General features: G+C 69.7%; 8 protein-coding genes and 1 tRNA gene. 5 read left to right on the forward strand and 4 right to left on the reverse strand.

The genetic code is table 11. The features are described from left to right. Nucleotides 1-47: 47 nt before the first annotated feature. From ABZ471_RS00005 to sucC, 4 genes are all read right to left on the reverse strand, one after another. Nucleotides 48-135 (reverse strand) — tRNA-Leu (locus ABZ471_RS00005). Between the two features lie 183 nt (nucleotides 136-318). After that, complete coding sequence (locus ABZ471_RS00010; protein ID WP_359060612.1) at nucleotides 319-1,860, reverse strand: aldehyde dehydrogenase family protein; 1,542 nt, start codon at nucleotides 1,858-1,860, stop codon at nucleotides 319-321. Nucleotides 1,861-2,159: 299 nt separating this feature from the next. Next, nucleotides 2,160-3,044 carry a succinate--CoA ligase subunit alpha gene (sucD, locus tag ABZ471_RS00015; RefSeq protein WP_359060614.1) on the reverse strand — a complete coding sequence of 295 codons (885 nt, stop codon included), beginning with the start codon at nucleotides 3,042-3,044 and terminating at the stop codon, nucleotides 2,160-2,162. Nucleotides 3,045-3,055: 11 nt separating this feature from the next. After that, nucleotides 3,056-4,186 carry an ADP-forming succinate--CoA ligase subunit beta gene (gene sucC / locus ABZ471_RS00020; protein ID WP_359060616.1) on the reverse strand — a complete coding sequence of 377 codons (1,131 nt, stop codon included), beginning with the start codon at nucleotides 4,184-4,186 and terminating at the stop codon, nucleotides 3,056-3,058. 212 nt (nucleotides 4,187-4,398) lie between these two features. Between sucC and ABZ471_RS00025 the strand changes: the two genes are divergently transcribed. From ABZ471_RS00025 to ABZ471_RS00045, 5 genes are all read left to right on the forward strand, one after another. After that, nucleotides 4,399-6,081: a thiamine pyrophosphate-binding protein gene (locus ABZ471_RS00025; protein WP_359060618.1), complete on the forward strand. Its 1,683-nt coding sequence runs from the start codon at nucleotides 4,399-4,401 to the stop codon at nucleotides 6,079-6,081. A gap of 10 nt (nucleotides 6,082-6,091) precedes the next feature. Continuing rightward, nucleotides 6,092-7,333 (forward strand): formyl-CoA transferase, encoded by a 1,242-nt coding sequence (gene frc / locus ABZ471_RS00030; protein WP_359060620.1) that lies wholly within the window; start codon nucleotides 6,092-6,094, stop codon nucleotides 7,331-7,333. 4 nt (nucleotides 7,334-7,337) lie between these two features. After that, the gene (locus ABZ471_RS00035) at nucleotides 7,338-9,482 is read left to right on the forward strand and encodes an acetate--CoA ligase family protein (RefSeq protein ID WP_359061256.1); all 2,145 of its coding nucleotides are present in this window, start codon (nucleotides 7,338-7,340) and stop codon (nucleotides 9,480-9,482) included. A gap of 122 nt (nucleotides 9,483-9,604) precedes the next feature. Further along, nucleotides 9,605-10,993, forward strand: coding sequence for an OFA family MFS transporter (locus ABZ471_RS00040; RefSeq protein ID WP_359060622.1), 1,389 nt, complete (start codon nucleotides 9,605-9,607; stop codon nucleotides 10,991-10,993). Between the two features lies 1 nt (nucleotide 10,994). Then, a complete protein-coding gene (locus ABZ471_RS00045; RefSeq protein WP_359060624.1) occupies nucleotides 10,995-12,392 on the forward strand; it encodes an OFA family MFS transporter in 1,398 nt (465 codons plus the stop codon). Nucleotides 12,393-12,401: the final 9 nt, after the last annotated feature.

A 12,401-nucleotide genomic window follows, 5' to 3' on the forward strand; every position in this document is an offset into this window, starting at 1 on the left:
CCCCGACCGCCAGGTCGGGGTGCTCGTCGCGTTGTCGTCTGTGGTGATGGTGTCCGAGGGGGGACTTGAACCCCCACGCCCGATAAAGGGCACTAGCACCTCAAGCTAGCGCGTCTGCCATTCCGCCACCCGGACCAGGTGTCTGCCGCCTTGACGGGGCTGTTCCCCGCGGCGACATGGACAACAATACCAAGGTTTCGGAGTGCGTTTCACCTGCGTATCCGTGCGCTGAGCGGCGGCCGGGCCGGTCTGAGGGCCACGGCCGCCGGGGTGGTACGGCAGGTGAGCGGACGTGCACGGTGCGCAGGAACGCGCGGGTCAGGGCATCAGCTGGTACTCCGGGAAGTTCCCGGGCAGCCGCTCCCCCGCCGGGCCCCGGGTGACGGAGCGCACCAGCAACTCACCGCCCACGAAGGCCCCGCGCCAGGACGCGCCGAAGCCGCCGAACAGTTCGTCGCGGTCGCCGCGGGAGCGGGGCTTGCCGTGGCCGACCTTGAAGGCGCGGATCTGCGGCGCCAGCCGCTCGAACGTGGCCCTGTCGTCGGTGGACAGGGTCGCGACCAGGGCGCCGTTGGACGCGTTCATCGCCGCCAGCAGCTCCGCCTCCGTGTCGACCAGGACGATCGTGTCGACCGGGCCGAAGGGTTCCGCGTGGTGGAGCGGGGAGGAGCGGGGAGGATTGAGCAGGGTGACCGGGTGGACGTAGGCCGAGGTGTCCTGCCCGGGCAGGAAGCGGGCGTCGGCCTCCTTGCCGCGGTACAGGGGGACGGCGCCCCGGTCGACGGCCTCCGCGACCTGGTCGCGCAGCTCCTTCGCCTTGGCCGCGTTGATCAGCGGGCCGAAGTCCAGTTCCGGGCACGGGTCGTCCCTGCGCTCCACCGCCAGGGGGTGGCCGACGCGGACCCTGCGGACCGCCGGCAGGTAGGCCGAGAGGAACGCGTCGAAGAGGTCCCGCTGGACGACGAAGCGCGGGTAGGCGGTGCAGCGCTGTTTGCCGTAGTCGAAGAGTTTCGGGACGACCGCGGTGAGCGCGTCCCAGTCCGAGTAGTTCCAGATGCCCCAGGTGTTCAGGCCCTCCTGTTCCAGTACGTGCCGTTTGCCGAGGTCGGCGACGGCCGTGGCGACGGCGGCGCCGGTGTCGCGGCCGCCGACGAAGGAGACGCAGCCGATCTCGGGTGCTCGCACCAGCGCCTGCGACAGCTCGCCCCCGCTGCCGCTGACCAGGGTGACGGGTATCCCCTCGCGGGCGACGAGCGCGCACGCGAGGGTCAGGCAGGCGACTCCGCCGTCGGTCGGGGTCTTGGCGATGACCGCGTTGCCCGCGAGCGCCTGCACCAGCAGGGCATGGACGAGGACGCTCATCGGGTAGTTCCAGCTGGCGATGTTGGACACCGGGCCGTCCAGCGGTGCCCGGCCGGCGATCATCGGCTCGATGCCGTCCACGTACCAGCGGACCCCGTCGACGGCGCGGTCGACGTCCGCCTGGGCGAGCCGCCAGGGCTTGCCGATCTCCCAGACGAGCAGCAGGGCGAGGAGTTCGCGGTGTGCCGTGAGGGCGTCGAGGGCGGCCGCGACCCGCGCACGGCGTTCGGCCGGCGGGACGTTCCGCCAGGCGCGGTGCTGGTCGAGCGAGGCCCGCACGGCCTGCCGGGCTGCGGCCCGGTCCAGCCGGGGAGGGCCCGCGATCGGGCTGCCGTCGACAGGGCTGATGGCGGGCAGCGCCCGGCCGTCCGCCTGCCAGGCGGCGTTCCAGAGGTTGAGGACACGGTCGTCACGGAACGCTTCGGGCGCGGCGGCGAGGCAGCGCTGCCAGGCCTCGGCCCAGGACGTTCCGGCTTTGAGGGTGAGGGTGGGTGCCATTCGGATGCTCCGCTCTCGGTGCACGGTCCAGGGGGTGCGTGAAGTCGAGGGAGTGCGAGGAAGCCGGGGAGTGCATGAAGGTGCGGGAGTACACGAGGGTGCGGGAGTGCATGAAGGTGCGGGGCCGTCCGGCGCACGACGGCTCGCACCGTCGTGCGCCGGACGATTTCGCCGGACGATTTCGCCGGACGTGCGCGCCGGACGGCGAGACGCCCTACTTGGGAGCCGCCGACGTGACCGAAGAAGTTACCGATGAGTCTTGGAAGCCGACAGTCGCCGCGCGCCGACTATGAGTGACGTCACTGCGCTTCGGCGAGCTGGGCGAGGACGAGTTCCGCCGTCTCGGTCGGGGTCCTGCCCACCCGGACGCCCGACGCCTCCAGCGCCTCCTTCTTCGCCTGCGCCGTACCGGCCGAGCCGGAGACGATGGCGCCCGCGTGCCCCATGGTCCGGCCTTCGGGCGCGGTGAACCCGGCGATGTAGCCGACGACGGGCTTGGTGACGTGCTCACGGATGTAGGCGGCCGCGCGCTCCTCCGCGTCACCGCCGATCTCCCCGATGAGGACGACGAGTTCGGTGTCGGGGTCGTCCTGGAAGGCGGCCAGGCAGTCGATGTGGCTGGTGCCGACGACGGGATCGCCGCCGATGCCGACACAGGTGGAGAAGCCGATGTCGCGCAGCTCGTACATCAGCTGGTAGGTGAGCGTGCCCGACTTGGAGACGAGGCCGATGCGGCCCGGCTTGGTGATGTCGGCGGGGATGATGCCGGCGTTGGACTGGCCGGGGGTGATCAGGCCGGGGCAGTTGGGGCCGATGATCCGGGTGCCGCGCTCGGCGGCGTACGCGGTGAAGGCGACGGTGTCGTGGACCGGGATGCCCTCGGTGATGACGACGGCCAGCGGGATGCGGGCGTCCGCGGCCTCGATGACGGCGGCCTTGGCGAAGGCCGGCGGGACGAAGACGACGGTGACATCGGCTCCGGTCGACTGCATACCGTCGGCGACCGACCCGAAGACGGGTACGGTCTGCCCGTCGAAGTCGACGGTCCGGCCGGCCTTGCGCGGGTTCACCCCGCCGACGACGTCCGTGCCGGCCGCGAGCATCCGCCGGGTGTGCTTCATGCCCTCGCCGCCGGTCATGCCCTGGACGAGGACCTTGCTCTCCTTGGTGAGATGGATGGCCATGTTCCCCCTCCTCAGGCGGTACGAGCGAGTTCGGCGGCCCGGCGGGCGGCGCCGTCCATGGTGGTGACCTGTTCGACCAGCGGGTGCGCGCGATCCCGCAGGATCGCGCGGCCCCGGGCGGCGTTGTTGCCGTCGAGGCGGACGACCAGCGGTTTGGTCAGCCGGATACTGTCGACCGCCGACACGATCCCGTCGGCGACGGCGTCGCAGGCGGTGATCCCGCCGAAGACGTTGACGAAGACCGACTTCACGGCCGGGTCGGAGAGGATCACCGACAGCCCGTCGGCCATGATCCGGGCGGAGGCTCCGCCGCCGATGTCGAGGAAGTCGGCGGGCCGCGCACCGCTGCCGGCGACCACGTCGAGAGTCGACATGACCAGGCCCGCGCCGTTGCCGATGACGCCGACCTCACCGTCGAGCTTCACGTAGTTGAGGCCGCGGGCGGCGGCCTCCACCTCCAGCGGATCGTGGTGCTCCTGCGGCCCGTCGCCCCAACGTGCCTGCCGGAAGCGGGCGTTGTCGTCCAGGGTGACCTTGCCGTCGAGGGCGAGGATGTCGCCCCGGCGGGTGCGCACGAGCGGGTTGACCTCGACGAGCAGCGCGTCCTCGCGGACCAGCACCTGCCACAGCCGCACGAGGACGTCGACGGTCCGCGGCGGCAGCCCGGCCGCGTCGGCGATCTCGGCGGCCTTGGCCGAGGTGACGCCCTCGACCGGGTCGACGAGGATCCGTGCGACCGTCTCAGGCCGGCACGCGGCCACCTCCTCGATCTCCATGCCGCCCTCGGCGGAGGCGATCGCGAGGAAACGGCCCGCCGCACGGTCGAGGACGTAGGAGACGTAGAACTCGCTGTCGATGTCGACGGGCTGGGCCAGCATCACCTTGCCGACGGTGTGGCCCTTGATGTCCATGCCGAGGATCTGCCGGGCGGTCAGCTCGGCCGCCGCCGGGTCGGCGGCGAGCTTCACTCCGCCCGCCTTGCCCCGGCCGCCGGTCTTCACCTGCGCCTTGACCACGACGCGGCCGCCGAGCCGGCGTGCGATCTCGCGGGCCTCCTTGGGCGAGTCGGTGATCTCCGCCCGGGGCACCGGGATGCCGTGTTCCTCGAAGAGTTCCCTTGCCTGGTGTTCGTACAGGTCCACTTCGGCTCCTGTCTGCGAAGCCATCGAGAGGCCGAACTCCGATGACTGAAAAGTGCCGCACGCCCCCTGGACACCACCCACCGGATGCGGGATAACAAGCTTCATACAGTATTCGTCGACTGTATGCAATCGACAGTCGATCGTATGCAGTGACCCGTGGACGCGCTCCACCAGCGCGTTCCCACCCCTGAACGAAGGGACAGGACTTCGTCATGCCCGACGACACCCAGGACGTGATCTCCGGTGGTCATCTCGTCGCCAAGGCACTGAAGGCCGAGGGAGTCGACCGCATCTACACCCTGTGCGGCGGCCACATCATCGACATCTACGACGGCTGCGTCGACGAGGGCATAGAAGTCGTCGACGTACGGCACGAGCAGGTCGCCGCGCACGCCGCCGACGGCTACGCCCGCATCACCGGCAAACCGGGCTGCGCGGTGGTCACCGCGGGCCCCGGCACCACGGACGCGGTCACCGGGGTCGCCAACGCCTTCCGCGCGGAGTCCCCGATGCTGCTGATCGGCGGCCAGGGGGCGCTCACCCAGCACAAGATGGGGTCCCTGCAGGACCTGCCGCACGTCGACATGATGGCACCGATCACCAAGTTCGCGGCGACGGTCCCGGACACGGCGCGGGCCGCTGACATGGTGTCGATGGCGTTCCGCGAGTGCTACCACGGTGCGCCCGGCCCCTCCTTCCTGGAGATCCCCCGCGATGTCCTGGACGCGAAGGTGCCGGCGGACCGGGCGCGCGTGCCCCGGCCCGGCGCCTACCGCGCCTCGACCCGCACGGCCGGCGACCCGGAGGCCGTCGAGAAACTCGCCGACCTGCTGGTGCACGCCGAGAATCCCGCGATCCTGCTGGGCAGCCAGGTGTGGACGACCCGCGGCACCGAGGCCGCCATCGACCTCGTCCGCACCCTCAACATCCCGGCGTACATGAACGGAGCGGGCCGCGGCACGCTCCCGCCCGGCGACCCGCACCACTTCCAGCTCTCCCGCCGGTACGCGTTCTCCCACGCCGACGTCATCGTGATCGTCGGCACCCCGTTCGACTTCCGCATGGGCTACGGCAAGCGGCTGTCCCCCGACGCCACGGTCGTCCAGATCGACCTGGACTACCGCACCGTCGGCAGGAACCGGGACGTCGACCTCGGCATCGTCGGCGACGCCGGCCTGGTGCTGAAGTCCGTGACCGAAGCGGCCTCGGGACGCCTCAACGGTGGTGCGTCCAGGCGCAAGGAGTGGCTGGACGAACTGCGGGCCGCCGAACAGACCGCGATCGAGAAGCGGCTGCCGCAGCTGCGCTCGGACGCCTCCCCCATCCACCCGTACCGGCTGGTCAACGAGATCAACGACTTCCTCACCGAGGACTCGATCTACATCGGCGACGGCGGCGACATCGTCACCTTCTCCGGGCAGGTGGTCCAGCCCAAATCGCCCGGCCACTGGATGGACCCGGGCCCGCTCGGCACGCTCGGCGTCGGCGTCCCCTTCGTGCTCGCCGCCAAGCAGGCACGCCCCGACAAGGAGGTCGTCGCCCTCTTCGGCGACGGCGCGTTCTCCCTCACCGGCTGGGACTTCGAGACCCTCGTCCGCTACGACCTCCCGTTCGTCGGCATCGTCGGCAACAACTCCTCGATGAACCAGATCCGTTACGGCCAGGCCGCCAAGTACGGCAAGGAGCGCGAACGGGTCGGCAACACTCTCGGCGACGTGGCGTACGACAAGTTCGCGCAGCTGCTGGGCGGCTACGGCGAGGAGGTCCGCGACCCCGCCGACATCGGCCCCGCCCTGCGCCGCGCCCGCGAGTCGGGCAAGCCGTCGCTGATCAACGTCTGGGTCGACCCGGACGCGTACGCCCCCGGAACCATGAACCAGACCATGTACAAGTGAGGTGGCCCTCATGACCGGAACGCCCAGCACGGCACTCGACGGCATCCGCGTCCTGGACATGACGCACGTCCAGTCCGGGCCCTCCGCCACCCAGCTGCTCGCCTGGCTCGGTGCCGACGTCGTCAAACTGGAGGCGCCGACCGGCGACATCACCCGCAAGCAGCTGCGGGACCTGCCGGACGTCGACTCGCTCTACTTCACGATGCTCAACTGCAACAAGCGGAGCATCACCCTGAACACCAAGACCGAGCGCGGCAAGGAGATCCTCACCGAGCTGATCCGGCGCTCGGACGTCATGGTCGAGAACTTCGGGCCGGGCGCGGTCGACCGCATGGGGTTCACCTGGGACCGCATCAGGGAGATCAATCCGCGGATCGTCTATGCCTCCATCAAGGGGTTCGGGGACGGGCCGTACACCGAGTTCAAGGCGTACGAGGTCGTCGCGCAGGCCATGGGCGGGTCGATGGCGACCACCGGTTTCGAGGACGGGCCGCCGCTGGCGACGGGAGCCCAGATCGGGGACTCGGGGACGGGGGTGCACGCCGTGGCGGGGATACTCGCGGCGCTGTACCAGCGGGAGCACACCGGGCGTGGGCAGCGGGTCAACGTGGCCATGCAGCACGCTGTACTCAACCTGTGCCGGGTGAAGCTGCGCGACCAGCAACGCCTGGCACAGGGCCCCCTCGCTGAATATCCCAACGAGGACTTCGGCGACGAGGTTCCCCGTTCGGGCAACGCGTCCGGCGGCGGCCAGCCGGGCTGGGCGGTCAAGTGCGCGCCGGGCGGGCCGAACGACTACGTGTACGTCATCGTCCAGCCCGTGGGCTGGAAGCCGGTCAGCACACTGATCGGCCGGCCCGAACTCGCCGACGACCCCGAGTGGGCGACCCCCGAGGCCCGGCTGCCGAAGCTGAGCAAGATGTTCCAGCTGATCGAGGAGTGGTCGTCCACGCTCCCCAAGTGGGAGGTGCTGGAGCGGCTGAACGCCCACAACATCCCGTGCGGGCCGATCCTGTCCACGAAGGAGATCATCGAGGACGCCTCGCTGGCCGCCAACGAAATGGTGGTGCGCGTCCCGCACCCCGAGCGTGGCGAGTTCGTCACCGTCGGCAGCCCGCTCAAACTCTCCGACTCCCCCGTCGAGGTGACCGCATCCCCGCTGCTCGGCGAGCACAACGAACAGGTCTACATCGGCGAACTGGGCCTCGGCGACGAGGAGCTGCGCCTGCTGAAGTCGAACGGAGTGATCTGACGTGATGTCCGAAGACCGGGTGCTGAGGGTGCGGTCGCTCCTCGACACCGTGCGCGCCGAGGGCCGTACCGCACTGACCGCGCCCGAGGGCAAGGTGATCGCCGACGCGTACGGGATCGCCGTACCGGGAGAGGAACTGGCCCGGGACGTCGACGCGGCGGTGGCCGCAGCGGCACGTTTCGGCGGGCCCGTCGTGATGAAGATCGTCTCGCCGGACATCCTGCACAAGACCGACGCCGGCGGTGTGGTCGTCGGGGTGGAGGGAGCGCCGGACGTACGGGCCGCGTTCTGCCGGATCGTCGAGAACGCGCGCGCCTACGACGCGGCGGCCCGCATCGACGGCGTGCAGGTGCAGGAGCTGCTGCCCCAGGGGCAGGAGGTCATCGTCGGCGCGGTCACCGACCCCACCTTCGGGAAGGTCGTGGCGTTCGGGCTCGGCGGGGTGCTGGTCGAGGTGCTGAAGGACGTGACGTTCCGCCTCGCGCCGGTGTCGGCAGACGAGGCGCTGTCGATGCTCGACTCCATACGGTCGGCGGAGATCCTGCGCGGGGTGCGCGGGCAGGCGGGCGTGGACCGGTGGGCGGTCGCCGAGCAGATCCGGCGCGTGTCCCAACTGGTCGCGGACTTCCCGGAGATCGCCGAGGTGGACCTCAACCCGGTGATCGCGACACCGGAGGGCGCGATGGCCGCCGACATCCGGGTGATCCTCGCAAAATCGCCGACACCATCCCGTCGACGGTATACACGCGACGAGATCCTGTCGACGATGCGTCGGCTGATGCAGCCCTCCTCCGTCGCCGTCATCGGCGCCTCCAACGAGCAGGGCAAGATCGGCAATTCGGTGATGCGCAACCTCATCGACGGCGGTTTCTCCGGGGAGATCCATCCGGTGAACCCCAAGGCCGATGACATTCTGGGCCGCAAGGCGTACAAGAGTGTCACGGACGTTCCCGGTGAGGTGGATGTGGCCGTCTTCGCCATTCCCGCCAAGTTCGTGGCCGCGGCCCTGGAGGAGGTGGGACGCAGGAAGATCCCCAACGCCGTCCTCATCCCCTCCGGTTTCGCGGAGACCGGCGAGCACGAACTCCAGGCGGAGATCGTGCGGATCGCCGAACGGCACGGCGTCCGCCTGCTCGGCCCGAACATCTACGGCTACTACTCCACCTGGCAGGACCTGTGCGCCACGTTCTGCACGCCGTACGACGTCAAGGGCGGTGTGGCGCTGACCTCGCAGTCCGGCGGAATCGGCATGGCCATCCTGGGCTTCGCCCGCACCACGAAGACGGGCGTGTCGGCGATCGTCGGCCTCGGCAACAAGTCCGACCTGGACGAGGACGACCTGCTGACCTGGTTCGGCGAGGACCCGCACACCGAGTGCATCGCCATGCACCTGGAGGACCTCAAGGACGGGCGGGCGTTCGTGGAGGCGGCCCGCGCGACCGTGCCGAAGAAGCCGGTCGTGGTGCTGAAGGCGGGCCGTACGGCGGCGGGCGCGAAGGCTGCCGGATCGCACACCGGTGCACTCGCGGGCGACGACGCGGTGTACGACGACATCCTCCGGCAGGCCGGTGTCATCCGGGCACCCGGCCTCAACGACATGCTGGAGTACGCCCGCGCCCTGCCCGTCCTGCCCGCCCCCCAGGGCGACAACGTCGTGATCATCACCGGGGCGGGCGGCAGCGGCGTGCTGCTGTCCGACGCGGTGACCGACAACGGGCTGTCCCTGATGGAGATCCCGCCCGACCTGGACGAGGCGTTCCGCCGGTTCATCCCGCCGTTCGGGGCGGCCGGCAACCCCGTGGACATCACCGGGGGCGAGCCGCCGTCGACGTACGAGGCGACGATCCGGCTGGGTCTGGAGGACCCGCGGATCCATGCGCTCGTGCTCGGCTACTGGCACACGATCGTCACACCGCCGATGGTGTTCGCCGAGCTGACCGCGCGTGTGGTCGCCGAGTTCCGCGAGCGGGGCGTCGAGAAGCCGGTCGTGGCGTCCCTCGCGGGGGACGTCGAGGTCGAGGAGGCCTGCCAGTACCTGTTCGAGCGAGGGGTCGTCGCGTACCCGTACACGACCGAGCGGCCGGTGGCCGTGCTCGGCGCGAAGTACCGGTGGGCGCGGGCGGCAGGGTTGTCGGGGGGCGGTTCATGAGGTGAGGGAGCAGGGGCCGGCCGACGGTGCGCGTCGGCAGGCCCCGGGACCCGTGCGCGCACGAAAGGCATTGGACAGGGGGCGCTGGCCAGAGCTTTCGACGCAAGGGGTGCTGAGCAGGGATGAAAACCACCGACTATTCGAGGTCCGTTCCCTACAGGGAGGTGACGGACCGCAACGGCCGCGTGTACCGGGTCGGCGAGAGAGACGTCGATCTGATGGGCCGGACACGGAAGTGGATGGTCATCCTGCCCTGGGTGGGCATGATGGGCATCAGTTCCGCCGAGTACGCGTTCACGTCGGCGGAGGACACGCTCCACGAGGCGCATCTGTGGAGCAGCGGGCACATCTTCTGGCTGATGGGCGTCTGGGTGTTCTTCCAGGCGGCCGTGGCCTTTCCGGCCGGGCGGCTGCGGGAGAGCGGACGGCTTCCCGCCCGTACGGCCATGCTGATCGGCGCGGTGGGGACGCTGCTGGGCTATGTGGCGCTGGCCTTCGCGCCGCATGTCTTCGTCGCCTATCTCGGCTTCGGTGCATGCAGTGGTATCGGCGCCGGTCTTGTGTATGCAACCTGCGTGAACACGGTCGGCAAGTGGTATCCGGAGCGCAAGGGCGGCAAGACGGGCTTCGTCAACGGCGGTTTCGCCTACGGGTCCGTGCCGTTCGTGTTCCTCTTCACCTCGTACCTGGACCTGGGCAACTACAGGACGGTGTTCTCCGCGGTCGGGGTCGGCCTGTGCCTGGTGGTGGCCACGGCGGGCTGGTTCTTCCGGGATCCGCCGAAGAACTGGTGGCCGGCGCACGTCGACCCGCTGAAGGCCACCGCGGACCCGAAGATCCGGCGGGCCCTGGAGAAGAACCCGCCCGCGGTCAAGCAGTACACCCCCAAGGAGGCCGCCCGGACCCCCGTCCTGTGGATGATGTGGTTCTGTCTGCTGTGCACGGCCGGCATCAACATCTTCGGCATCGCCTTCCAGGTTCCGTTCGGCAAGGACATGGGCTTCGCCGGCGGGATCGTGGCCACGGCGATGTCCCTGAAGGCCATCGTCAACGGCACCGGGCGGGGCGTCATCGGCTGGATCTCCGACCGCTACGGCCGCCGTCAGACGCTGATCATCGTGTGTCTGGTGCTGGGTAGCGCGCAGTTCGGGGTGCTGGTCTCCGGCCAGATGGGCAGCATGCCGTTCTTCCTGTTCTGCTCCATGGTCTCCGGGTTCGGCGGCGGGGCGATCTTCCCGCTGTTCGCGGCGATGACGGCGGACTACTTCGGTGAGAACAACAACGCCACCAACTACGGAATGGTCTACAGCTCGAAGCTGATCTCGGGCCTGGTCGGCTCCGGTCTGGGCGCGGTCGTCGTCGGCGAGTGGGACTACCACGGCGCGTTCGTCCTCGCGGGCTCCATCGGTCTGGCCTCCGCGGTGCTGGCCCTCTTCCTCAAGGCACCGGGCAGGCCGAACGCCCGGCGCATCGTCCCCAACCCGCATCCGCTCGGCGAGGAGATGGCGTGACATGACGGCAGACCCGATAGCCACGAACAGCACCGGTGCCGGCCCGCGGCCGTACCGTGAAGTGACCGACGCGCACGGGCGCGTGTACCGGATCGGGGAGAGTGACCGGGACATCCTCGGCCACTCCCGCAAGATCATGGTGTACCTGCCGTGGATCGCCATGATGGCGATCAGCGTCTTCGAGTACGCGTACGGCTCCGCGGAGGACACCCTCTCCCACGCGCACGGCTGGACGCAGTCCAACACCTTCTGGATCCTGAGCGTCTGGGTGTTCTTCCAGGCCGGCATCGCCTTCCCGGCGGGGTGGCTGCGGGAGAAGGGCATCCTGACCGCCCGCAGGGCGATGTATACAGGATCCGGTATGTGCCTGATCGGATTCCTGGCTCTGTCTCATCTCAGCAACGTCTGGCTGGCGATCCTCGGATTCGGCGTCGTCGGCGGGGTAGGCGCCGGGCTGGTGTACGCGACGTGCATCAACATGGTCGGCAAGTGGTTCCCCGAACGGCGCGGCGCCCGCACGGGTTTCGTCAACGGCGGCTTCGCGTACGGCTCCCTGCCCTTCATCTTCATCTTCAACTACGCCTTCGACACCGCGAACTACCACCGGGTCCTGGACCTGATCGGCTGCTACATCCTGATCGTGGTGGCCGCCTCGGCGTTCTTCTTCAAGGACCCGCCGAAGAACTGGTGGCCGGCCGACATCGACCCGCTCACCTTCTCCGGCGACATGCAGAGCACCACGTCCCTCGCCAAGAACCCGCCCGCCGTACGGCAGTTCACGCCGAAGGAGGCGATCCGCACCGGCATGCTCCCGCTGATGTGGATCTGCATCGTGATGACCGCGGGAGTCTCCATCTTCGGCATCTCCTTCCAGGTCGACTTCGCCAAGGACGTGGGCTTCGGCCCGCTGGTCGCGGCCTCCTCGATGGGCGTGATGGCGGTCATCAACGGGGTCGGACGGGGCGTGGTGGGCTGGCTGTCCGACCGCTGGGGGCGCAAGCCGACCCTCGTGTTCGTCATCGTCGTCCTGGGGCTCGCCCAGTTCGGGGTGATCTGGGCGGGCGACGTCAGGAGCGAGTGGCTGTTCCTGTTCTTCGCGTTCCTCTCCGGGTTCGGCGGGGGCGCGTTCTACCCGCTGTTCGCGGCGCTCACCCCGGACTACTTCGGCGAGAACTACAACGCCAGCAACTACGGCCTGGTGTACAGCGGCAAGCTCGTCAGCGGCCTGTTCGGCGGCGGCCTCGGCTCGATGGTGGTCGGCGCCTGGGGCTACAACGGGGCGTACGCGCTGGCCGGTTGCGTGTCGATGGCGGCAGCGGCGGTCGCCCTGCTGCTGCGGCAGCCGGGCCGCAGGGACGGGACGGTCGTGCCGACCGCACAGCCGCAGCCGGCCGCCTGACGACCGGCT

Origin of the sequence: Streptomyces sp. NPDC005728 (genome assembly GCF_040630895.1) — a bacterium.
GTDB lineage: Bacteria > Actinomycetota > Actinomycetes > Streptomycetales > Streptomycetaceae > Streptomyces.

What these genes read in the sequence shown, in the direction of transcription:
- ABZ471_RS00035 (WP_359061256.1), top strand. Translation starts at nt 7,338, where the DNA reads ATGTCCGAAGACCGGGTGCTGAGGGTGCGGTCGCTCCTCGACACCGTG.
- sucD (WP_359060614.1), bottom strand. Translation starts at nt 3,044, where the DNA reads ATGGCCATCCATCTCACCAAGGAGAGCAAGGTCCTCGTCCAGGGCATG.
- ABZ471_RS00040 (WP_359060622.1), top strand. Translation starts at nt 9,605, where the DNA reads ATGAAAACCACCGACTATTCGAGGTCCGTTCCCTACAGGGAGGTGACG.
- ABZ471_RS00025 (WP_359060618.1), top strand. Translation starts at nt 4,399, where the DNA reads ATGCCCGACGACACCCAGGACGTGATCTCCGGTGGTCATCTCGTCGCC.
- ABZ471_RS00010 (WP_359060612.1), bottom strand. Translation starts at nt 1,860, where the DNA reads ATGGCACCCACCCTCACCCTCAAAGCCGGAACGTCCTGGGCCGAGGCC.
- ABZ471_RS00045 (WP_359060624.1), top strand. Translation starts at nt 10,995, where the DNA reads ATGACGGCAGACCCGATAGCCACGAACAGCACCGGTGCCGGCCCGCGG.
- frc (WP_359060620.1), top strand. Translation starts at nt 6,092, where the DNA reads ATGACCGGAACGCCCAGCACGGCACTCGACGGCATCCGCGTCCTGGAC.